The sequence below is a fragment of the Lysobacter concretionis Ko07 = DSM 16239 genome (assembly GCF_000768345.1).
GTDB classification, from domain to species: domain Bacteria; phylum Pseudomonadota; class Gammaproteobacteria; order Xanthomonadales; family Xanthomonadaceae; genus Novilysobacter; species Novilysobacter concretionis.
On the sequence record NZ_AVPS01000009.1, the window covers coordinates 104,557 to 127,677 of the forward strand.

Below are 23,121 nucleotides of genomic sequence, written 5' to 3' on the forward strand. Positions count from 1 at the left end.
TTGGCGTGGTTTGCCTCGGCCCAGCTTTTCCGGGCCATGAGGCAGAACGACGCAAGTCGCCGAGGATAGCCCACAACCCGCAGGCCTCGCGCGGGCCGATCGCTATACTCGGGCGCTTCGTTCCCGCCGGATACCCAATGAGCACAGCCGCCAACGCGACCGCCACCACGGCCAACCCGCGCGACGAATTCCTCGGCCACCCCAAGGGCCTGTTCGTCTGCTTCTTCACCGAGATGTGGGAGCGGTTCTCGTTCTACGGGATGAAGGCGCTGCTGCTGCTGTACATCCTCAAGTACCACCTGTTCGGCGACGACGCCGGCTACGATCTGCTGGGGGCCTACGGCGGGCTGGTGTACGCGGTACCGGTGATCGGCGGCCTGCTCGCGGATCGCTACCTGGGCATGCGCAAGGCGGTGGTGCTGGGCGCGGTGCTGCTGGTGCTGGGCCATACCGGCATGGCCTACGAGGGCGAAGCCGCCCGCCTGGTCGATGGCGTGGTGGTACGCGACGAGGGCGCGCTGCAGGTGTTCTACCTGTCGCTGGCGCTGATCATCATGGGCGTGGGATTCCTGAAGCCGAACATCTCCACCATCGTCGGCCGGCTGTACCCGGAGAACGACCCGCGCCGCGATTCCGGCTTCACCCTGTTCTATGCCGGCATCAACGTCGGCGCATTGTTCGCTTCGCTGATCTGCGCCTTCCTGGGCGAGACCTACGGCTGGAAATACGGCTTCGGTGCGGCCGGCCTGGGCATGGTCGCCGGGCTGGTGATGTTCCTGTGGGGGCAGAAATACCTGCACGGGCATGCCGAGCCCAACGACCCGGGCAAGCTGGCCGAGCGCGTCGCCGGCCTGTCGCGCGAGTGGTGGATCTACCTGGGCAGCTTCGCCGGGGTGGCCGTGGTGTGGCAGCTGATCCAGCGCACCTGGACCGTGCACGGCGCGATGCATGTCATCGCCATCGCACTGGCGGCATGGTTCGTCTGGTTCCTGTGGAAGCACTGCAGCAAGATCGAGCGCCAGCAGATGCTGACCCTGGTGTTCCTGATCTTCGGCGTGCTGATCTTCTTCGCCCTGTACGAGCAGACCTACGGCTCGTGGCTGACCTTCACCGACCGCCTGCTGAGCAAGGACCTGTTCTCCCTCTCGCTGGGCGACTACACCGCGGCGTTGCCGTGGGCGGTGTACTCGCTGGCGGTGAGCCCGCCGCTGATGATCGCCGCGCTGATGGTCAGCGACCGCGGCCATGGCGGACTGGCGAAATCGCTGGTCGGGCTGATGGCGGTCGGACTGGCGGTCGCGATTGCCCACGACGTCGTGCTGGTGCCGCAGACGGCCGGCTCGCTGACCTTCCTGGGCGCGTTCTTCATCGTCGTGCTCGCCCCGGTGTTCTCGTGGCTGTGGCCGTGGCTGGACAAGCGCGGGCTCAACCCCAGCAAGCCGGCCAAGATGGGCATCGGCCTGGTGTTCGCCGGACTGTCGTTCATCCCGCTGCTGATGGCCGCGCAGCAGATCGGCGCCACCGGCGTGATGGCCAGCGTGTGGTGGCTGGTGCTGGCCTACTTCGTGCTGGAGATCGGCGAGATGTGCCTGTCGCCGATCGGCCTGTCGGCGGTGACCCAGCTCTCGGTCGCGCGCGTGGTCGGCCTGATGATGGGCGCTTTCTGGCTGGGCACCGCGTACTCGGAGGTCATCGCCGCGCAGTTCGGCAAGCTGGCCTCGCTGGACATCGTGGAAGGCGAGGCGATCGACATGGTGGTGGCGGCCGGCAAGTACGCCCACCTGTTCGAGATGATGCTGTGGATCGGCATCGGCTCGGGCGTCGTGTTCCTGCTGCTGACCCCGATCGCCCGCCGCTGGATGCATGGGGTGAAGTGATGCGCTGACCGTGGCGCATGCGACAACGGCACCATGACGGTGCCGTTGTCGTGTTGCTGCGACCGGTGCGCGCCGGCCGGACCGGCTACTTCGACGTGGTCGCCGCTTCGGCCCCGCCCAGGTGCCGCGACAGGAAGGCCAGCAGCCGGGTGTAGTACTCACGGTTGCTGCTGTCGAGATAGAAGCCGTGGCCCTCGTTGTCGTAGTACAGCGTTTCCACCGGCACACCGGCGGCCGTCAGCGCTCGTTCCATCAACCGGCTGTGCTGGATCGGCGCGCGCTCGTCCCGGCCGCCCGCGGCGAGGAACACGGGCACCTTGATCTTGTCGGCCAGCTTGTTCGGCGATACGCCATCCAGATCGCGGCGCTCACCGATCCACTCGCGCAGGTAGGTGGCGCCGGAGCCCCGGCGCTGGACATCGCCCTGGGTGTGCATGGTCGGCAGGTCGTAGACACCGACGTAGCCGACGGCGCAACGGTAGAGGTCCGGCTCCTTCGCCACGCCCATCAGCGCGGCATACGCGCCATAGCTGGCGCCATAGATGCAGATGCGGTTGGCATCGGCAACGCCCTGCTGGATCGCCCAGCGGGTCGCATCGGTCAGGTCGTCCTGCATCGCCAGGCCCCACTGCCGCTTGCCGGCCTCGGTGAACGCCTTGCCGTACCCGCCGGACCCGCGGAAGTTGAGTTGCAGCACCGCATAGCCCGCCTCGGCGAGCATCTGCGAACTGGTGTCGAAACCCCAGAAGTCCTGGATGCCAAACGGGCCACCGTGCGGCATCACCACCATCGGCATGTTCTTCCCGCTGGCGCCGTTGGGAACCGTGAGGATGCCGTGCAAGGCCAAGCCATCGCGTGCCTGCAACCGGACCGGGCGCCGCTCCGCCATCTGCGCGGGATCAAACCAGTCGCGCCGGCTCAGCAGGTGGCCGGCCTTCTTGGCCTGCTTGTCGAACAGGAAGAAGTCGCCCGGGCTGCGGTCGCTCCAGGTCTGGACCAGCGCGACCTTGCCATCGGCGGTCTGCGAGGTGATCAGCAGGGGTTCTCCGCCAAAGGCCGCCTCCAGGCTGCGATACAGGCGCGCCTCCTCGGACTGCTCGTCGAAGAACGCGGTGCGCGGCTTGCCGTCGAGCAACAATGCCCCGACCGGACTTGCATTGCCGCTGGTCCGCAGGATCCGCGCCGGATCGGCGATGTCATCGACCAGCACCGTGGTGCGCGCCTGGGTGGCGATGTCGAAGGCGATGATTGCGTTGGGACCGCTGGCCTGCTCGACCTCCAGATAGGCCGTGCGGTCGTCGGCGGAAAAGCCGATCGGCGTCTGCGCCAGGTCGTCGACCGCCTGGTCGTGCAGCAGCTGCCACGGCTTGCCCTCACCTTCCCGGTAATGCAGTTGTTGCTTGTTGTCGAGGCCGGCACCCACCGCGAACCGCACCACGCCCTGGCTGTCGGTGATGAAACTGGCATTGCGCACGGGGGCGCGGGCAACCGGGGCCCGCCTGCCGGTGTAGACGTCCATGATCTCGGCGCGGGTGAACGGATCATCATTGAAAGGAATCACCGAGATGATCACCCGCTTGTCATCATTCAGCAGCGGATCGATCAGGAACGCGGCGATCCGCTCGACCTTGCGCGGCTGGATCCGGGTGCCAAGACCCTCACCCATCATCCGCTGGCCGACCAGGAACGTGCCCTTGCTGCCGTCGGCATTGATGGCGTACAGCTCACCGGTGAGCTGTGGCGTTTCGAGCGCACCAAACTTCTCGGCGATGCTGATCAGCAGGCGCTCGGGATTGACCCAGTGGAAATCGGCCACGTGGGTGTTCTTGTCCAGCGCGAAGGTGGTGCTGATCGAGTTGTCGGCCCGGCGCATGATCGCCAGCCCCGTACGCTCGCCATTTTCCAGCGGCACGGTGGCCGCGAAGTAGTCGCCCTTCGGCGAGATCTTGATCGACTCGAAACGGTCGGACCGGATGTAGGCGTCGATGTTGACGGTTTTGCGGGCCGTGGTCGCCGATGCGCTGGTCGACGGCGATTCAGTGCCGTTCGCCATCGGCGACAGCAGCAAGGTGGCGAGCAGTGCGGTGCAGGCAATGGATTTCAAAATGGACTCCTGTCGGTGGATCTTCGGTATCGCGCAACGGCTGTGATTGCGGGGCGCACGGACGAGCCCGGGACCGGGCCGCGAGGACTCGAAGCAGCTGGACACCCGGGCGCCGTCGACCCACGGCAGATGCCGCCGGCGCATGGCCGGTGGCATACATCGAAGGTGGATAAAACGGCGAATCCCCTGATTGCCCGATCCCCGGCGGAAGGGTACTGCATCAAGCGCAGTTCCGAACCCCTGCAGCCGGGAAAAATGCGCAGGCCCGATCCCGGCGGGAATCAGCGGGCGGGTGACAACGTCGTCGCCAGCGCCTGCCGCCAGTCCGGAATATCCAGTCCGTAATCGGCCGCCAGGCGCGTGGTATCCAGCACCGACCAGGCCGGACGCCGCGCGCGGGTCGGGAATTCGGCGGTGGTGATCGGCAGCACACGCGGCTCCTTGTCGATCAGACCCGCGGCCCGGGCCTCGGCGAAGATCGCCTGTGCAAAACCATGCCAGCTGGTCTGGCCGGCGCTCACCAGGTGGCGCACGCCGGGCTCGACGATTCCACCCTTCAACACGGCTGCGGTGACATCGGCGATCAGCCACGCCGGCGTGGGCGAGCCGATCTGGTCGGCCACCACGCGCAACTCCTCGCGCTCCGCGCCCAGGCGCAGCATCGTGCGCAGGAAGTTGGCTCCATACAGGCCATACACCCAGGCGGTCCGCAGGATCAGGTGGCGCACGCCACTGGCCGCGATGGCCTGTTCGCCGGCCAGCTTGCTGGCGCCGTAAACCCCCAGCGGCGCGGTGCCATCGTCCTCGCGATACGGTCGCTCGCCACTGCCGTCGAACACATAATCGGTGGAGTAATGGATCAGCTCCGCACCGCAGCCCCGGCAGGCCTGGGCAATCAGGCCGGGCGCTTCGGCGTTGATCCGGTACGCCAGCGCGGACTCGTCCTCGGCGCGATCCACCGCCGTGTAGGCCGCCGCGTTGACGACGACATCCGGTGCGACGCGTTGCACCAGCGGATCGATCTGCCCAAGGTCGGCCAGATCCAGGGCCTCGCAGGCACCGCCATCAGGCAATGCGCCGTTGCGCGTAGTCACGACAAGCCCGCCCAGCGGCGCCAAGCTGCGACGCAGTTCGTGGCCCACCTGGCCATTGCCACCGATCAACAGGATCTTCATCAGCGGCGCTCAGCCCTGGAAAACCGGCAACCGTCCATCGGCGATCTCGTCCAGCAACGGCGCCTTGGCATCCTTGGCCGACAGCACCGGCGCACTGACGGGCCAGTCGATCGCCAGCCGGGGATCGTCCCAGCGCAGGCTCGCATCCGCCTGGGCGTCGTAGGTCGCGGTGCACAGGTAGGTGAACACCGCCCGTTCGCTCAGGGTCACGAAGCCGTGCGCGAAGCCTTCCGGGATCCAGAAGTGGCGTTTGTTTTCCGCGCTCAACAACACGGCGGTCCAGCGGCCGAAATGCGGCGAGCCACGGCGGAGGTCGACCGCTACGTCCCAGACCTCGCCCTCCACCACCGAGACGTACTTGCCCTGCGGTTTCGGCCACTGGTAATGCAGCCCCCGCAGGACGCCACGACTCGACGATGACGTGTTGCCCTGCACGAACCCGGGCTGCAGGCCGTGTTCGCGCAGCTTGTCGTGGTTGAAGGTCTCGAAGAAGAAACCGCGGTCATCGCTGAACACACGCGGCTCGAACACCAGGCAACCAGGCAGGTCGGTCGGGATCACTTTCATCCGACGTATCCGCGGTCGATCAGCGAAAGCAGGTACTCGCCGTAGCCGTTTTTCACCAACGGCTGCGCCAGAGCGCGCAACTGGTCGTTGTCGATCCAGCCGTTGTTGTGGGCGATCTCCTCCGGGCAGCAGACCCGCAGGCCTTGCCGGGCCTCGATCGTTTCCACGTAGTTCGATGCTTCCAGCAACGACTGGTGGGTGCCGGTGTCGAGCCAGGCGTAGCCGCGGCCGAGCCGCTCCAGATGCAGGCTGCCGTCGTCCAGGTAGCACTGGTTGAGGTCGGTGATCTCCAGTTCGCCGCGCGGGGATGGCTGGATCTGCGCGGCGAAATCGCTCGCGCGTCCGTCGTAGAAATACAGGCCGGTGACCGCGTAGTTGGAACGCGGTTTGAGCGGCTTCTCTTCCAGCCCGATCACCTTGCCGTCATCGTCGAACTCGGCCACGCCGTAGCGCTCCGGGTCGCGGACCCAATAGCCGAACACGGTCGCGCCGTGATCGCGCTCATCGGCGCGCTTGAGCATCGCCGTCAGCCCCGGACCGTGGAAGATGTTGTCGCCCAGCACCAGGCAGCTGGGCTGCCCGGCAAGGAAGTCGCGCCCGATCAGGAACGCCTGCGCCAATCCGTCCGGACTGGGCTGGACGGCGTATTCGATCTTCATGCCCCACTGCGAACCGTCACCCAGCAGGTTGCGGAACAACGCCTGCTCGTGCGGCGTGTTGATGATCAACACCTCACGGATGCCCGCCAGCATCAGCACGCTGAGCGGGTAATAGATCATCGGCTTGTCGAAGATCGGCAGCAGCTGCTTGCTGATCGCCTGGGTGACCGGGTACAGCCGGGTGCCGGAACCGCCGGCGAGGATGATGCCCTTGCGGGTCGATGCCGCCGTCATGCGACGCCGCCGATGCGCTCGAGACGGTAGCTGCCGTCCAGCACGCGCTGCACCCATGCCGCGTTGTCCAGGTACCAGTCGACGGTCTTCGCCATGCCTTCGTCGAAGGTCACCGCCGGCTCCCAGCCCAGTTCGCCATGCAGCTTGCTGGCGTCGATCGCGTAACGGCGGTCGTGGCCCGGGCGATCCGTCACGTAGGTGATCAGCGACTCGCGCTTGCCGCCATCGGCCAGCGGACGGCGTTCGTCCAGCATCCGGCAGATGGTTTCCACCACCACGATATTGGTGCGTTCGGCCTCGCCGCCGACGTTGTAGACCTCACCCACTCCACCGGCTTCCAGCACGCGCCGGATTGCCGAGCAGTGGTCTGACACGAACAACCAGTCGCGGACATTCAGCCCGTCGCCATAGATCGGCAGCGGCTCACCGGCCAGCGCCTTGGCGATGATCAGCGGGATGAGTTTCTCGGGGAACTGGTACGGCCCGTAGTTGTTGGAGCAGTTGGTCGTGAGTACCGGCAGGCCATAGGTGTGGTGGAACGCACGCACCAGGTGGTCGGACGCGGCCTTGGAAGCCGAGTACGGCGAGTTCGGCGCGTAGGGTGTGGTCTCGGTGAACTTGCCGGTCTCGCCAAGCGTACCGTAGACCTCGTCGGTGGACACGTGCAGGAAGCGGAAGGCTTCGCCCTGCGGCCCATCCAGCGACTTCCAGTAATCGCGGACCTGCTCCAGCAGGCTCAGCGTGCCGACGACGTTGGTCTGGACGAATTCGGCCGGCCCGTCGATCGAGCGGTCGACGTGGCTCTCGGCGGCGAAGTTGATCACCGCGTCCGGGCGGTGCTCGCGCAGCAGCCGCGCGACCAGTGCCGCATCGCCGATGTCGCCGTGGACGAACAGGTGGTCCGGATGGCCCTCCAGCCCAGACAAGGTGTCCAGGTTGCCGGCGTAGGTCAGGGCATCAAGATTGACCACCTTGATGCCCTGCTTCACCGCGTCGAGGACGAAATTCCCACCAATAAAACCGGCTCCGCCGGTCACCAGCCACGTCGGCATGCATCAACTCCTGTTTCAAGGGCAAATTCAAAGGCAAAAGATCGGAAACGGCACTGCTCAGAACGGGATGTCGTCATCGGCGAAGTCGTCGCCAAAATCGTTCGATTTGGCCGGGGCAGCCTCGCGGCGAGGCGCATCCTGGCGTGGTGCGGCCGGGCGTGAGGGGCGCTCGCTGCGGAAATTCCCGCCACCACCGCCACCACCTTCGGCACCACCACCGCCAAGCATCTGCATCTCGTCGGCGATGATGTCGGTGGTGTAGTGCTTGATGCCGTCCTTCTCGTAGGAGCCGTATTCGATGCGGCCCTCGATATAGACCTGCCGGCCCTTCTTCAGGTACTCGCCGGAGATCTCGCCGAGCTTGCCGAACAGCTTGACGCGGTGCCATTCGGTCTTCTCGATCTGCTGACCGTCCTTGTCCTTGCGGACGCTCGTGGTCGCCACGGACAGGGTGCAGATCGCCATGCCGCCCTGGGTGTACTTCATGTCGGGGTCGTTGCCGAGGTTGCCGACCAGGATCACCTTGTTGATGCCACGTGCCATGACTGCGGTCCTATGAGAGGGGTCGCCGGCGGCGACGGGCGGACAAGTATAGCGGCCTGCCCGAGCCCGGCGGTCGGTGAAAACCCTGCGCCGGGGTCGGGCTTTGGGACGGAAGCCGCGTCCTGCCTCGGGCCCGCATCGCCGGAGCACCTATAATCACGCGTCCCCCGTCTCCACCTCACCGCATGCACGCTTCCACCCGCCCCCTTTCGACTCCCGGCCTTGATGCCATCCAGGCCCTCGCCCGCGACGACATGGCCGCGGTCGATACGTTGATCCGCCATCGGCTGGCCTCGGACGTGGTGCTGATCAACCAGGTCGCGGAGTACATCATCGGTGCGGGAGGCAAGCGCCTGCGCCCGATGCTGCTGTTGCTGGCGGGCGCGGCACTGGGCCATCGCGGCCCGGACGCGCACCAGCTGGCGGCGGTGATCGAGTTCATCCACACCTCCACCCTGCTGCACGACGACGTGGTCGACGAGTCCGACCTGCGCCGCGGCCGCAAGACCGCCAACGCGGTCTGGGGCAATGCGGCCAGCGTGCTGGTCGGCGACTTTTTGTATTCGCGCAGCTTCCAGTTGATGGTCGAACTGGAGTCGATGGAGGTGCAGAAGATCCTCGCCGACACCACCAACCGCATCGCGGAGGGCGAGGTGCTGCAACTGCTGCACGTGCGCAATCCCGACACCGACGAGGCGGCTTACCTGCGCGTGATCGAGCGCAAGACCGCGGTGCTGTTCGCCGCCGCAACCCGGCTGGGCGCATTGCTGGCTGGGGCCGATGCAGTCACCCAGCAGCGCCTGCACGATTACGGCCTGAACCTGGGTTATGCGTTCCAGATCGCCGACGACGTGCTCGATTACGCGTCCGATGCGCAGACGCTGGGCAAGAACCTGGGCGACGACCTGGCCGAAGGCAAGGCGACGCTGCCATTGATCCACGCCATCGCGCACAGCGATACCGAAACGGCGGCGGTCCTGCGCGCTGCGATCGAACACGGCGATACCGGCGCGCTGCCTTCCGTCCTTGCTGCGATCAATGCCACCGGCGGGCTCGATTACAGTCGCCAACGCGCACGCGATTACGCGCGGCTGGCGGAACTGGCGCTGGCGGAACTGGACGACAACGAGCACGTCGCCGCCCTGCGCGGGCTGGCGGATTACGCGGTCAACCGGGACCACTGACGGCGCGATGATTCCTTCATGGTCACGACCGCGGGGACGGTCGACGGCTCATCCGGCAGCGCATCTCGCAAGTGCGACCCACCCGCACGTCACTTCACCGCAAACCGCTCGCGGAAGAAGTCGCGCAGCATTACATAGGCGCGTTTGGCGGCGCGTTCGTTGTAGACGCAGCCCGGCGGGCTGTTGGCGTCGTCCTCGGCGAAGCAGTGCACGGCGCCGCTGAAGTTCACAAATTGCCAGTCGGCCCCGACGGCATCCATCTCATGTCCGAAGGCGGCGATGTCGGCGGCGGTCACGTTCGGGTCGCTCGCTCCGTTGAGCACCAGGATTGACGTCTTCACCGCGCCGCTCTTTGCCGGCACCGGCGTCGACAGGCCGCCATGCAGGCTGACGACGCCCGCAACTTGGCTGCCCGCACGGGCGAGCTCCAGCACGGTGGTGCCGCCGAAGCAGAAACCCAGCGCGCCGACCCGGCTGGCGTCCAATGGGGCATCCGCGGCCTGCTGGCGCAACACCTCGACCGCCTGCTCGATGCGGCTGCGCAGCCGGGCGCGGTCGTCACGCAACGGCTTGGACATCGCGGCGGCCTGGGCGCTGTCCTTCGGCCGCTCGCCCTTGCCATAGACATCGGCCACCAGCACCACGTACTCGCTGCCGGCGATCTGCCCGGCCCTGGCAACCGCGGCCGGGGTCACGCCCATCCAGTTGGGCACCATGACCAGCCCCGGACGCTTGATCGCGTTGGCATCATCAAAAACCAGCACGCCGCTGAAGGTCCTGTCGCCGATCTTCCAGTCGACCGGCCGGGCCTGCATGCCGGCAACCACGGGCGCGGCGAACAACAGCAGTAACAGCGCGGCAGCGAATCGATGCAGGCGCATGACGGCAATCCTCCAGCAAGTTCGCGGAGGGTACCCCCTGTCCCGGTAGCGCGACGTCAACGAGCCGGGGCCGCCGTTTGCTCCTCCGGATGCGAAAAGCTCAGGCGACGCCCAGACCCGGAATCGCGCTGATGCTGTCCGGGTCGAAACCGCCCAGCTGCGCGAAATGGCGGCCGCGGGCCACATAGTCGCGATACGGCCCGAAACTGGGGGCTCCGGGAGACAGCAGGATGACGCCATCGCCGCCGAGCGCCGTGCGCGCCTGGACGACCGCATCGGCGAGATCGGCCGCCGCCATCAAGGTGAAACCGCCAGCGCCGGCGAGAGGTTCCAACAGTTGATGGATGCGCGGGCCGTTGGCCCCCATGGTGACGATCGCGGCCGGCGCGCGGTGTTGCATCGCCGCGGCGAAATCCGCCCAGTCGATGCCGCGGTCGTGACCGCCGACCAGGATCGCGACGCGGCGATCGCGGAAGCAGTCCAGCGCCGCCAGGCTGGCGTGGGGCGTGGTGCTGATCGAGTCGTTGACCCAGGTGAGGCCGTCGCGGGCGCCGAGGGTCTGCAGCCGGTGCGGCAAGGGCCGGAACGTCGCCGCGTGCGGCGCCAGCGCGGCCGCATCGAACCCCAGTGCCTCGATCACGGTCAGAACGGCGCACAGGTTGCCGCGATTGTGCCGGCCCGGCAGCGGCAAGGCAGCGGTGTCCATCACCCGCGTCTCGCCGCGGTACAGCACGTCGCCGCGCAGGTGCCAGCCGGCGTCGTTGCCGAACCAGCGCACCTGGCTGTCGGGCAAGCTCAGGGCCGCCAGGCGCGGGTCGGCGGCGTTCAGCACGGCAACAACGGGTCGCGCCTCGGTGATCAGGCGCAGCTTGTCTTCGACATAGCGCGCTTCGCTGCCATGCCAGTCCAGATGTTCGGGAAACACGTTCAGCACGACTGCGACTTCCGGGCGGACACCGCTGGCGGCAACATCGCCGGTCTGGTAGCTGGACAGTTCGATGGCCCAGACCTCGGGTGCCACCGACTGGTCGGCAGGGGGCGCATCGAGCTCCAGCAGCGGCAGACCGATATTGCCGGCCAGCGCGGTGCGGTGCCCGCCAGCGCGCAGCAGGTGGGCCAGCAGCGCCGTGGTGGTGCTCTTGCCCTTGGTGCCGGTCACGCAGACGGTCCGCGCGGCGATGCCATCCTGGCCGGCGTGCCCGCCGAACCACAGCGCGGTGCCGCCGATGAAACGGGTGCCCTGTGCGGCCGCGGAGACGGCCTCGGCACGATACGGACTGATGCCGGGCGACTTCACCACGATGTCGAAGGCCGACAGATGCGCCGCGCTCGCGTCGACCTCGATGACGAGTCGCGGATCGCCCAGCGCGCGTGCATCGGCGACCTCGTCGGCGAGGCAGAACAGCGTCAGCGGAAGACCCGGCAGGCTCGTACGGATCGCGCGGTAGGCGGCGTGGCCTTCGCGGCCCCAGCCCCACAGCGCGACCTTGCGGCCGTCCAGTTGCGCAATGAGCACGCGAGCGTCAAGCGGCGAGATGCGCACGCAGCCGCTCCCACAACGCGGGTGGGATGCGCTGCTCGTCATCGAGCACCAGCAACGGCGCGACCGCCAATTCCTCCGCCACCAGCTGCGGCTGGATCTCGCAGGCGAAGCGCTTCACCAGCGCGTCCTCGCGCCACTCCGGTCGCTCGACCAGCGCGGCCATCGCCGCGCGCGATTCGCGACCTTCGCCGACACACTCGAACGGCTTGTGGTCCTGGTATTCCAGCAGCGCGTCATAGCCGGCGGTCTGCGCCGGATCGTCCAGCAGGTTGCGGCCGAAGATGCCGACCAGCCGCGGCTTGGGCATGAACGGCGCGAGCGCGAGGAACACGAAGTGGCACTTCGGGCAGACCCCGCACCAGCGGTTGACCGGGCGCTCGCCGAGGATGTGGAAGTTGCGGTTGCAGCTGGAAAAGTGCGCGTCGTAATGGTCGCTGCGGGCGAACTGGCGCGCGACCGCCAGCTCGCTCAACGGCCGCAGCAGCGAGTAGTAGTGCAGGTCGCCAGCGACCCGCCTGGCGATGTAGTCACCGAACGCGGACTCGAACGCCCAGCCCTTCGACCACTGGTGGTTGACCTCGGTCGTGGTCTGACCGTCCTCGCTGCGGATCAGGCTGCCGTAGCTGGCCGAACGCTCGTTGGAGAACACCACCTGGTCGACCCCGTGCAGCAGCGCGGCCAACACAAGAATGGCCGAGTTTACCGCCGTCACCGGGATGTGCCCGTTCCACGCGCCTTCGCGGTTGTAGTCGAACAGCTGCGGCGCGAGCGCCCGGCCGATGTTGAGCGTCGGCAGCCGGGTGCGTTCGGCGCAGGCCTTGATCAGCTGCGAGCCACCGATCCAGCTGACGGTCTGCCCGACATCCAGCGCGCGCAGCGCCTCGATGCTGACCAGCGAGTCCTTGCCGCCGCCGATCGCGACGATGGCGTGCTCACGCAGGCCGACGACGGGAGCAAGAGCGCCCTCACCCCCGCCCTCTCCCGCAAGCGGGAGAGGGAGTCCAGCGTCGGCCACCTTCCCTTCTCCCGCCTGCGGGAGAGGGAGACCAGCCTCAGGCGCCTTCCCTTCTCCCGCTGCGGCGCCCGAAGGGTGTGCAGAGCTGAGAAGGTGGCCCGCAGGGCCGGATGAGGGCCGCTTTTCGCTCGGAAAGCGGATCCGCCCATGCAGGTCCAGCCCGTTGCGGTAGGCGAATTCGCCCAGGCCGTTGAGGTAGACCAGCTCCAGCAGGGCCGCGGTATCGGCATCGATCGCATATGACTCGATCCGGATCCCGGGCGGTACCGCGGCCTTGTAGTAGCTCACGCCGGCGATCAGGTGCAGCAGTTGCAGCGCCTTTTCCACCGCTGCCGCGCGCGCACCGTCCAGCGCGAAGGGCGCACCCGGCACGGTGATCGTCTCCACCAGCTCCGGGCCGTCGTCGAACCCGTACACCAGCTGCGCCACGCCGGTCCCGGGGTCGAACCCGCAGCGGATGAAACGGAATGCGGCAATCGCATCACGCTGGAACGTCCAGTTACTCATTCAATGATGTCCTCTGCCGGCAACGCCCGCAGGTTGTAGGTGTTGGCCATCGTCATGCCGTACGCGCCGGTGTCGGCGACCAGCATCACGTCGTCCTCGGCGGTGGCCGACGGCAGCAGGCGGCTGTGCCCGAGCACGTCGCCGGTCTCGCAGATCGGGCCGACCACCTCGAAGGCCCGGGCGTCGCTGTCGTCCCAGCGGCTCAGATTGTGGATGCCGTGCCAGGCGTCGTACATCGCCGGGCGCAGCAGCGCGTTCATGCCGGCATCGCAACCGACCCGGTGCACGCCGTCCTTCTCGACCACCTGGGTCACCGACAGCAGCAGCACGCCGGCCTCGGCGACGAGGTAACGGCCGGGCTCGATCACCAGCGCGTAGCGCGGGTAGGCGGCCTTGATCTCGTCCAGGCCATCGCGCCATGCGGCGAGGTCGAAATCCTGTGCGTCCGGGGTGTACGGCACCGGCAGGCCACCGCCGATATCGATCGACTCCACGTTGCCCGCCTCGTCGGCGAGTCCGGCCAGGTTGGCGTACACCTCGCGCCAATGGCGCGGGTCCTCGATGCCGCTGCCCAGGTGCGCGTGCAGGCCGCTGATGCGGATGTCGAGCTGGTGGGCGCGGTCGAGGAACTCGTCGAATTTCGCCAGCGGCAGGCCGAACTTGGCCGCGATGCCGCCGGTGCGGACCTTCTCGTGGTGGCCGTCGCCCCGGCCCAGGTCGAGCCGCAACCAGATCGTGCGACCGCGGAACAGCTCCGGCCAGCGGTGCAGCGCCTCGACGTTGTCGAGGGTGACGGTGACGCCCAGCGCGAACGCCGCCTCGTACTCGCGGCGCGGGGCGAAGCTGGGGGTGAACAGCACCCGCTGCGGCGACAGCTCCGGCAGCGTCGCGAACACGTGCTCCAGCTCGCCCAGCGACACGCACTCCAGCCCGAAGCCCTCGATCGTGAGCGTGCGCAGGATCGCCGGATGCGGGTTGGCCTTGATCGCATAGAAACAGCGATCCACGGCAGCGGTTTCCGCCAGCGCGCGCGCACGGTCGCGCACCGTGTCCAGGTCGTACACGTAACGCGGCGTACCGGCGCACGCACGCTCCAGCAGCGCCGGTCGTGCCGCCGACCACCACGGCACCCGGCGCTGCGGCTTGCCGTGCTCGATCTCGCGCCAGCTGGGGCCGAACACCGCCGTGTCCAGCACCGGCATCGCGCCGCTGCGGATCAACTCGGCGTGCAGCAACGGCAGCAGGCCGTCGGCATCCACCTCGTCGATCACGAAGGTCAGGTTGAGGTCGTTGGACGACTGCGAGATCAAATGCACCCGCTCGCGCCCGAACGTCGCCCACACATCCGACAACCGGTGCAGCAGCGAACGCATGCCGCGCCCGACCAGGGTGATCGCCGCGCACGGCGCGATCACCTTGACCCGGCACACCTCGGCCAGGTCGGTCGCCAGCGCTTCCAGCACGTTGCTGGTGACCAGGTTCTCGCTGGGATCCAGCGAGATGGTGACGTTGGTTTCCGACGAGCCGATCAGGTCGACCGACAGGCCATGACGCTTGAACAGCTCGAAGATGTCGGCCAGGAAGCCCACCTGCTGCCACATGCCGATGCTTTCCATCGACACCAGCACCACGCCGTTGCGACGGCTGATCGCCTTCACCCCCGGCACCGCGGCGACGGTCGCATCGATGCGGGTGCCCGGCAGGTCGGGGCGGCCGGTGTCGAGGATCGTCATCGGCACCCCGGCGCGCCGGCACGGGCCGATCGAGCGCGGATGCAGCACCTTGGCGCCGGTGGTGGCGATTTCCTGCGCCTCGGCGTAATCCAGCCGCGCCAGCAGGCGGGCATCGGGCACCTCGCGCGGATTGGCGCTGAACATGCCCGGCACGTCGGTCCAGATCTCCACCCGCTGCGCGCCCAGCAGCGCGCCGAAACACGCCGCCGAGGTATCCGAGCCACCGCGGCCGAACACCGCCGTGCCGCCATCGGCGTGGCGCGCGATGAACCCCTGGCTGAGCAGCATCCGCGCCGGCTGCACCGCAAAGCCCGCGGCGAAATCGGGATCGATCTCGCGTTTGCAGTTCACCGACAACCGGCCGGCCCAGGCGCTCTGGTTGGGCAGCTCGACGGCCTCCAGCCACTGGCGTGCATCGCACCAGCCGAAATCCAGTCCCTGGCTGCACAGGTAGGCCGCGCCGAGGGTCGAGGACAACAGCTCGCCCTGGGCCAGTATCTCGGCCTGCCAGGACAAGGGGCGCCCACGCGAACGCGGCTCGCGCGCCAACTCCTGCAACGCCGCCAGCCGCTCGCCCAGCACCGTGTCGGGATCCAGTTCGAGTTCGGCACAGAACGCGCGGTGCCGCTCGACCAGGGCAGCGACGCGGCCGTCGATGTCGTTGCCGTCACAGATCGCCTGCAACTCGTTGGTGACCCCGGACATGGCCGACACCACCACCAGCACCCGCGCGTCCTCTTCGGACATCCGTTTCAGGGCGAGGCGTCCGATGGTGTCCCAACGATTGCGGCGCGATACCGACGTGCCGCCGAACTTGAGCACCACCCATCGTTGCGCTTGCGCCACCAACATGACCTCGGATCGGGCCGGCAACCTGATGCCGGCCAAGGGTGAAAAAAGGAGTCCATCGTAGCGGTTGCACGCTGCCCGATCGATGCGGAAAACCTGCGGCGCGAACCCTCGAAGGAAGCTCTGGTCAATTCGCTTCTGATCGTCACTCCCGCGTCCGGCTGGACTTCCTGCGGTCGCAGGCGGGAGCCCAAGGACGTTGCCCATCAACGGCTTGAAGTCCATGGATCCCCGCCTTCGCGGGGATGACGACAGTTGTCCAGACATTCCCTAGACTTGCCCGCTCCCATTGACGGCCTGAATCGCCGCATTCCAACCCGGCGATTCTATTCGAAGTGCCCTGCCCGGACTGCATTGGGCACATCGTGCCAAACCAAGAAGGATGCCCCACCGCAATGACGCTGCGCCGCTACCTGCAACTGGATGTCTTCGCCGACCGCCCCGGCGCCGGCAACCCGCTGGCCGTGGTCCTGGACACCGACGGCCTGGACGACGCGGCGATGCAGGCCATCGCACGCTGGTCGAAACGACCGGAAACCACCTTCGTGTTCGCCCCGACCGTGACCGGCGCGGGGTACCGGGTGCGGATGTTCAGCCCGACCCGGGAAGTGCCGTTCGCGGGCCACCCCAGCATCGGCACCGCGTTCGCCGTACTGGAGGCGGGCATGGCGGGCACGCAGGACGGGCTGGTGGTGCAGGAAGGCATGACCGGCCTGCTGCCGTTGCGGGTCGAGGACGATGGCGGTTCGCGCACCATCGCCGTGCGCACCCCCAGGGCCCGGGTGGTGGATATCGCCGAGCGCACCGATCCGCGACTGGCAGCGGCCTTGGCCGGGCTGGTACCGGGCGCATTGCCTCCGGCCCTGATGGACGGCGGACGCCGCTGGTGGGCGGTCCAGGTCGCCGACGAGACCAGCCTGCGCGGGGCACGTCCGGACTGGGCCGCCATCGCCACGCTGGCCGCCGCCACGCAGACCATGGGGGTGTGCGCCTTCGCGCGCGCGGATGCGGGCCGCGACTACGATCTGGCGGTGCGCGCGTTCGTCGGTGCGGACCACCCGTTCGAGGACGCCGCGTCGGGCGCGGCCAATGCCACCTTGGCGGCCTGGCTGAAACACAACGACGCCCTGCCCGGCCACAACGGCCGCTACACCGCCAGCCAGGGCCGCGAGGTCGGTTTCGACGCGCGCCTGCAGTTGCGTATCGACGAGGACGGCGAAGTCTGGTCCGGCGGCCGGGTCTGCCCGATCGTGCGCGGCACCATCGACTGGTAGCTCGATACCGGGGCAGAACCGGGCCAACGGCGCGCTTGCCGCAACCGATGACACGGGCAGCGCCCGCCGGACAGCGTCACGGCGGAGAACAACCAACTGCACGGGAAGCGGCTGCCGGGTATCCCGATCAGTCGCTCCACGATATTCGCTTGGTGATCGGGACACCCGGCAGCCGCCACCGGAATTTCCCGGTGGCCGAAGGAAGATCACAAGCGGGGTTGACGACTGGTGCTGGCGTGGCAAGACCTGCGGTAGCTCCAAAGCGAAGTACTTGTAGCTGCATGGATAGTGCCTGTCGGGTATCCCGCCCAGTCGCTCCACGAAATTCGCTTGGTGGTCGGGACACCCGACAGGCACCACCGGGATTTTTCGGTTTCCGTACGCGACACCAATGAATCGCCGATGCGGCGTCCTGGCGGGGTGTTGCGGACAGCGGACCATGGATGGTCCGCGGCGGTGAGTGCGGGCAGGAAGCCCGCCCGAACCGGGCAGCAAGCATCCCGACAGGGCGGCGCTGTCTCCGAAGCAATCGATACCGCTGTTGCTGTTGCTGCTGCTGTTGCTGCTGCTGCTGCTGCTGCTGCTGCTGCTGCTGCTGCTGTTGCTGCTGCTGTTGCTGCTGTTGCTGCTGCTGTTGCTGTTGCTGCTGCTGTTGCTGCTGTTGTTGCTGGTGTTGTTGTTGCTGTTGTTTCGCGCCAGCAAGCCCACCTCAACTCCGCAGCGTGGCCTCCATCGAGATGGGCACCGCACTGAGGGCCTTGGACACCGGACAGTTCTTCTCCGCGTCCTTGGCGATCGACTGGAACTTCGCGTCATCGATGCCGGGTACCTGCGCCTCCACCTGCAGCCGGATCTGCGACAGCGAGGGGCCGCCTTCCATCGACAGATCGACCTCGGCACGGGTGTCGATCCGGGTCGGCGGGTGGCCGGCTTCGGTCAGCTTGGCCGACAGCGCCATGGTGAAGCAGCCGGCATGCGCGGCGGCGATCAGTTCCTCCGGGTTGGTGCCCTTCTCGTCGCCGAAACGGCTGTTGAACCCGTAGCCGACCTTGTCCATCAGGCCGCTTTGCGGGGTGCTGAGCTGGCCCTTGCCGCTCTTGAAGTCGCCCTCCCAGTGGGCGGTGGCGTGGCGGGAAATAGACATGGCGTGGATCTCCTTGCGGTCTTGTGGGGGATTGGGGAGATGCACAGGCTAACCAGACAGGTGTTACGCCCGTGTACGCCCCGATGCGTCTTTGGCATGCATCCTGCGTCGCACCGCGTCGGGTCCCGACCACGCCCGGACCGGCGCACACCATGGCTTGACGCGCCATTTTCATCGGACGACGCTTGGATTCCCGGCGCGTTGCCGGCCCGCCATGACCGCCCGCCGAGTGCACTCCGGCGCGCCGTGCGGACAGCCATGACGGCCTTCCCCACCCTTTGCAGGGAGAAGCCCGCTCATGTCCCACACCACGGCAGACATCCGCAACGTGGCCCTCGCAGGCCACCCCGCCGCCGGCAAGACCACCTTGTTCGAAGCCCTGCTGCTCGCCGGCGGCACCCTCCAGGCGGCAGGCAGCGTCGAGCGCGGCAACACGGTGTCGGATTTCGACCCGATGGAAAAACAGCGCGGCCACTCGCTCGACATCGCGATCGCCAGCATCGACCGCCCCGGCATGCACCTGAATCTCATCGACACCCCGGGCTATCCCGACTTCCGCGGCCCGGCGCTGTCGGCGTTGGCGGCGGTGGAGACCGTCGCGGTCGTGCTCGACGCGACCACCGGCGTGGACTACGGCGCGCGGCGGATGCTCGCGCGGGCCAAGGCGCGCCAGCTGTGCCGGGTCATCGTGGTCAACAAGATCGACCATGCCGGGGTGGACCTTGCCGCCGTGCTGGCGGCCTTGCAGGACGCGTTCGGCCCGGAATGCCTGCCGCTGAACCTGCCCGCCGATGGCGGCACGCGGGTGGTGGATTGTTTCGGCAGCAGCGCGGGCGAGAGCGACCTGGGCCCGGTCGCCACCTGGCACCAGCGCATCCTCGACCAGGTGGTGGAAATCAACGAGTCGGTGATGGAACGCTATCTCGACGTCGGCGAAACCGGCCTGTCGGGCGAGCAGCTGCACGCGGCGTTCGAACAATGCCTGCGCGAGGGCCACCTGGTGCCGGTGCTGTTCTGCTCGGCACGCAGCGGAACCGGCGTGGCGGAATGGCTGGATGTGGCGCAACGCCTGTTCCCGCATCCCGGCGAGGCCAATCCGCCACCGTTCGAGATGGGCAGCGGCCTGACGGCACGCGCGGTGGAAACCTCGCCCGACCCGGACGCGCCCGTGGTCGCGGATGTGTTCAAGATCATCAACGACCCGTTCGTCGGCAAGATCGGCGTGTTCCGCGTCTACCAGGGCACCGTACGGCGTGACAGCCCGTTGTTCATCGACGATGGCCGCAAGCCGTTCAAGGTCGGCCACCTGCTCCGGTTGCAGGGCAAGGAGTTCATCGAGATCGATCGCGCGGTGCCGGGCGACATCGCGGCGGTCGCGAAGATCGAGGAACTGCACGTCGACGCCGTGCTGCACGACATGGCAACCGACGACGGCGCGGCAAACGGCGGCATCCATCTGGCACCGCTGGATTTCCCCCGGCCGATGTTCGGCCTCGCGATCGACGCCGCCAGCAAGGGCCAGGAGGCCAAGCTCGCGAGCGCGCTGCACAAGCTCGCCCAGGAGGATCCGTGCTTCCACGTCGAGCACGAAACCGAGACCAACGAGACCGTCATCCGCGGCCTGTCGGAGCTGCACCTGCGGATCAACCTGGACCGGCTGAAGCAGCGGTACGGGGTCGAGGTCGTCTCGCGCCCGCCGCGGATCGCGTACCGCGAAACCATCGCCGGCACGGCCGAGGGGCACCACCGGCACAAGAAGCAGACCGGCGGCGCGGGCCAGTTCGGCGAGGTGCTCCTGCGCGTGGAACCGTTGCCGCGCGGGGGCGGGTTCGCGTTCGTGGACGCCGTGAAGGGCGGCGCCATTCCGGGCCAGTTCCTGCCGGCGATCGAGAAAGGCGTGCGGCAGGTGCTCGGCAGCGGCGCGATCGCGGGGTATCCGCTGCAGGACCTGCAGGTGACCGTCCTCGACGGCAAGCATCACAGCGTCGACAGCAAGGAGGTGGCGTTCGTCGCCGCCGGCAAGAAGGCGTTCCTGGACGCGGTCACCAAAGCACGTCCGCAGGTGCTGGAGCCGATTGTCGACCTGGAAGTCAGCGCGCCGGAGGAGACCATGGGTGACATCAGCGGTGGGCTGGCCGGCAAGCGCGCGCGGATCACCGGTACCGACAGCCTGCGCAGTGGCGAGATCGCGATCACCGCGCAGGTACCGTTGTCGGAGCTGGACGGTTATGCCGCCGAGCTGAAATCGGCGACCGCCGGACGCGGACGGTATTCGCTCGACTTCAGCCACTACGAGCCGGTGCCGCCAGCCGTACAGCAGAAGCTGGTGACCGCCTGGCACCCCCGCATCGAGGAGGAGTGACACCCTGTCCGCGACGCCCCCTTTAGGATGGTGGAACGCCGGCGCGGGTCCGGCGGGGCATCCGGGAGACGTTCGCAATGAGTCATGCAGGGACAGGCCGGTGGGCGCGCATTGCGGGTGTCCTCGCCTTGCCGACGGCGCTGCTTGGCGCAGCGGTGATCGGCATGGCCGCGCCCGCCCTGCCGGCACGCGCGCAGGCGGCCGCCTACGAGCGCGCGATTCCGAACTTCCCCCGTCCGGACGGCTCGCCCGATCCGGCCCTACGCGTGCGGCTGCTGCAGGGTGCGGAGGCACCGCCACTGCTGACCCGCATCGGCGCGCAGGCCGAGCCGCTGTTCCGCCGCCTGCCCGACGGCAGCTATGCCGTGGTCCAGGCCCCGCGCTGGCAGGCCGTGGATACGGGCTGTCCGGCCCGTTACGGCGGCGGGGACCCGCGCTCGCGCATGATCGACCTGGCTGCCGCGGAATGGGCCTACTTCGGGCTGCCGGTGCTCGATCTGTCCGCCGCGCCATCCACGGCGGTGCCGCGTGGCCGCGGCGGCGGCGATCCATCCACCGCCACTCCGCCCGCGATCACTGCGCCCTCGTCTGACATCGGCACGTTCGACATCATCGATCCGTCGCGCAACTTCTCCACCGGCCGGCGCGCAACCCGCAGCGCATTGCGGCTGGGGCTGATGGAGGACGACGCCCAGGTCGACGCCACCATCGCCGGCTACTGGGCCGCCGTACCCGGTGGCGACGACGCGTTGCGCGTGCAGTCGCTGGTGAGGTTCGGTTCGCGCGATGCCGGCTGGGCGATGCCGTGGTCGGCCGCGTTCGTGTCCTGGCTGGCCTGCGAGGCCGGATTTTCCTCCGCGCAGTTCCGCCGCAGCGCCTCCCACTTCGACTACGTCAGCGCGGCCGTGCAGGCGCGTGACGGACTGGATCCGGACCACGCGTTCGTCGCCTACGACCTGGACGAGACCCTGCCCCGGGCCGGCGACCTGATCTGCGCGGCGCGTGCCGGCTCCACGTTCCGCTCGATTGCCGATGTCCGTGACCGGAACAGCGACTCGCAGGCCCTGCATTGCGACCTGGTGGTCAAGACCGATCCGGCCGCGCATCGTCTGTACGCAGTCGGCGGCAACGTGGCGCAGGCGGTAACGCTGTCGGTGATCGCGACCGACGCCGGCGGCCGTCCGCTCAACGATGCGCTGCTGCCCGGCAGCAACCGCTGGTTCGCGATCCTCCAGCCGCGCATCGCCGGCGCACCGGTTCCAGGCCTGGACCGCACACCCACCGTGCTGTCGCTGTTCCAGGCCTGGCGTCGTTACGCCGAAGCCACCGGCACACCCGCGCCCACACCACTCAAGACACCCTGACAGGCCATGACCAAAGCCCGCCACGCCGCCGATGCGCATCGGCTCGAAGACATCCCCAACATCGGCCCGTCGCTGGCCGGCGACCTGCGCGCGCTCGGCATCCAGCAGCCCGCGCAACTGCACGGCAAGGATCCGGTCGAGCTGTACCTGCGCCTGTGCACGCTCACCGAGGCGCGCCAGGACCCCTGCGTGCTGGATACCTTCATCGCCGCGGTCGGCTTCATCGAACACGACGACGCCCGGCCGTGGTGGGCACGGACCGCCCAGCGCAAGCGGGACTGGCCCGGCGTGGAAGCGCGGCTTCCCGCCCGCCTGCGCCGCAGCTGAATGCAACGACCCGCGACAGCACACCCAACCGACACGCGCTCGCGCTAGGATCGCCCGGTCGACATCCCTTCGGTTTTCGTCGACAACCAGTCCGTTTTCCCGCACCCCGGAACCGCGGCGCGGTCATCCCTGCTAAGGAGTGGTCATGCGTAAAACCGCTGTTGTCGTCTCCCTCGCACTGGCTGCGCTGGCAATGGCCGGCTGCTCCACCCTCAATGCGGTCGGCGCGATGCTCGGCAGCCAGGTGACCTTCACCCAGCCACAGCTGCAACGCGCACTCGACCGCAGCTTCCCGAAGGACTACGACAAGCTCGGCGGCCTGGCATCGCTGCGCCTGGACAACCCCAGCCTGTCGATTCCGTACGACAGCCACCGCCTGCGGTTGAGCTTCAATATCGCTGCCATGGCACTGGGCAGCGACGTTCCGATCGCCCGCGGTCGCATCGCGATCAGCAGCGGCCTGCGTTTCGATGTCCAGACACTGGGGCTGCACCTGCAGGATCCGGTCATCGAGTCGATCGAGATGCCGGGGCTGGGCAACGCACTGAAAGACAGTCCGATCGAGCTGGTCAACATCTGGCTGGCGCAGTACGCACGCGACGAACCGGTGTACCGGCTTGACGATTCGCTGGTGCAACGTCTGGTGTCGCGCCGGATCGGCTCGACCGAGATCGAGCACGGCGTGGTGGTGATGAACGTGTCGCAGTGAGGCCGGTCGTCCCCCACG

The 23,121-nt window shown here is 67.9% G+C and carries 17 protein-coding genes and 2 pseudogenes; 7 read left to right on the forward strand and 12 right to left on the reverse strand.

Going from position 1 to position 23,121, the window contains the following annotated elements:
* Window positions 1-137: 137 nt before the first annotated feature.
* Window positions 138-1,877, forward strand: a complete 1,740-nt coding sequence (locus N792_RS11655; RefSeq protein WP_036195387.1) for a peptide MFS transporter — start codon at window positions 138-140, stop codon at window positions 1,875-1,877.
* A gap of 85 nt (window positions 1,878-1,962) precedes the next feature.
* On the opposite strand, the gene N792_RS11660 is transcribed toward N792_RS11655, so the two are convergent.
* The 6 genes from N792_RS11660 to ssb form a co-directional block, all read right to left on the reverse strand.
* A complete protein-coding gene (locus N792_RS11660) occupies window positions 1,963-3,930 on the reverse strand; it encodes an alpha/beta hydrolase family protein (protein WP_036195544.1) in 1,968 nt (655 codons plus the stop codon).
* Between the two features lie 332 nt (window positions 3,931-4,262).
* On the reverse strand, window positions 4,263-5,156 hold the full coding sequence (gene rfbD / locus N792_RS11665; protein WP_036195390.1) for a dTDP-4-dehydrorhamnose reductase: 894 nt from the start codon (window positions 5,154-5,156) through the stop codon (window positions 4,263-4,265).
* A gap of 9 nt (window positions 5,157-5,165) precedes the next feature.
* Window positions 5,166-5,723 carry a dTDP-4-dehydrorhamnose 3,5-epimerase gene (gene rfbC / locus N792_RS11670; RefSeq protein ID WP_036195393.1) on the reverse strand — a complete coding sequence of 186 codons (558 nt, stop codon included), beginning with the start codon at window positions 5,721-5,723 and terminating at the stop codon, window positions 5,166-5,168.
* A complete protein-coding gene (gene rfbA / locus N792_RS11675; RefSeq protein WP_036195395.1) occupies window positions 5,720-6,616 on the reverse strand; it encodes a glucose-1-phosphate thymidylyltransferase RfbA in 897 nt (298 codons plus the stop codon). The genes rfbC and rfbA overlap by 4 nt, the downstream gene beginning before the upstream one ends.
* Window positions 6,613-7,668: a dTDP-glucose 4,6-dehydratase gene (gene rfbB / locus N792_RS11680; RefSeq protein WP_036195396.1), complete on the reverse strand. Its 1,056-nt coding sequence runs from the start codon at window positions 7,666-7,668 to the stop codon at window positions 6,613-6,615. The genes rfbA and rfbB overlap by 4 nt, the downstream gene beginning before the upstream one ends.
* A gap of 57 nt (window positions 7,669-7,725) precedes the next feature.
* On the reverse strand, window positions 7,726-8,211 hold the full coding sequence (gene ssb / locus N792_RS11685; RefSeq protein WP_036195400.1) for a single-stranded DNA-binding protein: 486 nt from the start codon (window positions 8,209-8,211) through the stop codon (window positions 7,726-7,728).
* 185 nt (window positions 8,212-8,396) lie between these two features.
* Between ssb and N792_RS11690 the strand changes: the two genes are divergently transcribed.
* A complete protein-coding gene (locus N792_RS11690) occupies window positions 8,397-9,395 on the forward strand; it encodes a polyprenyl synthetase family protein (RefSeq protein ID WP_036195403.1) in 999 nt (332 codons plus the stop codon).
* An 89-nt stretch (window positions 9,396-9,484) separates the two neighbouring features.
* Here the strand turns inward: N792_RS11690 and N792_RS11695 are convergent, their stop codons facing one another.
* From N792_RS11695 to N792_RS11710, 5 genes and pseudogenes are all read right to left on the reverse strand, one after another.
* On the reverse strand, window positions 9,485-10,276 hold the full coding sequence (locus N792_RS11695) for a dienelactone hydrolase family protein (RefSeq protein ID WP_036195405.1): 792 nt from the start codon (window positions 10,274-10,276) through the stop codon (window positions 9,485-9,487).
* Window positions 10,277-10,376: 100 nt separating this feature from the next.
* Entirely contained in the window at window positions 10,377-11,792 is a 1,416-nt protein-coding gene (murD, locus tag N792_RS11700; RefSeq protein WP_036195546.1) for a UDP-N-acetylmuramoyl-L-alanine--D-glutamate ligase, read from the reverse strand.
* Window positions 11,793-11,799: 7 nt separating this feature from the next.
* Window positions 11,800-12,780, reverse strand: a pseudogene (locus tag N792_RS14325) (MurL-like N-terminal domain-containing); the annotation flags it as partial.
* A 117-nt stretch (window positions 12,781-12,897) separates the two neighbouring features.
* A pseudogene (locus tag N792_RS14330) lies at window positions 12,898-13,341 on the reverse strand (MurL-like N-terminal domain-containing); the annotation flags it as partial.
* Window positions 13,338-15,926 (reverse strand): bifunctional aspartate kinase/diaminopimelate decarboxylase, encoded by a 2,589-nt coding sequence (locus N792_RS11710; protein WP_036195409.1) that lies wholly within the window; start codon window positions 15,924-15,926, stop codon window positions 13,338-13,340. The gene N792_RS11710 and the pseudogene N792_RS14330, both read right to left, overlap by 4 nt.
* Window positions 15,927-16,318: 392 nt before the next feature.
* On the opposite strand from N792_RS11710, the gene N792_RS11715 reads away from it, so the two are divergent.
* A complete protein-coding gene (locus N792_RS11715) occupies window positions 16,319-17,197 on the forward strand; it encodes a PhzF family phenazine biosynthesis protein (protein ID WP_036195411.1) in 879 nt (292 codons plus the stop codon).
* A 709-nt stretch (window positions 17,198-17,906) separates the two neighbouring features.
* On the opposite strand, the gene N792_RS11720 is transcribed toward N792_RS11715, so the two are convergent.
* The gene (locus N792_RS11720) at window positions 17,907-18,341 is read right to left on the reverse strand and encodes an OsmC family protein (protein WP_036195412.1); all 435 of its coding nucleotides are present in this window, start codon (window positions 18,339-18,341) and stop codon (window positions 17,907-17,909) included.
* 298 nt (window positions 18,342-18,639) lie between these two features.
* Here N792_RS11720 and fusA point away from each other — a divergent pair, with 298 nt between their 5' ends.
* The 4 genes from fusA to N792_RS11740 all read left to right on the forward strand — a co-directional run bounded on the left by fusA (window position 18,640) and on the right by N792_RS11740 (window position 23,103).
* Window positions 18,640-20,703, forward strand: coding sequence for an elongation factor G (gene fusA, locus N792_RS11725; RefSeq protein WP_036195415.1), 2,064 nt, complete (start codon window positions 18,640-18,642; stop codon window positions 20,701-20,703).
* Between the two features lie 164 nt (window positions 20,704-20,867).
* The gene (locus tag N792_RS13540) at window positions 20,868-22,067 is read left to right on the forward strand and encodes a DUF2272 domain-containing protein (RefSeq protein WP_156969403.1); all 1,200 of its coding nucleotides are present in this window, start codon (window positions 20,868-20,870) and stop codon (window positions 22,065-22,067) included.
* 6 nt (window positions 22,068-22,073) lie between these two features.
* Window positions 22,074-22,394 (forward strand): helix-hairpin-helix domain-containing protein, encoded by a 321-nt coding sequence (locus N792_RS11735; protein WP_052104039.1) that lies wholly within the window; start codon window positions 22,074-22,076, stop codon window positions 22,392-22,394.
* A gap of 145 nt (window positions 22,395-22,539) precedes the next feature.
* Entirely contained in the window at window positions 22,540-23,103 is a 564-nt protein-coding gene (locus N792_RS11740; protein WP_084105770.1) for a YceB family lipoprotein, read from the forward strand.
* Window positions 23,104-23,121 lie beyond the last annotated feature (18 nt).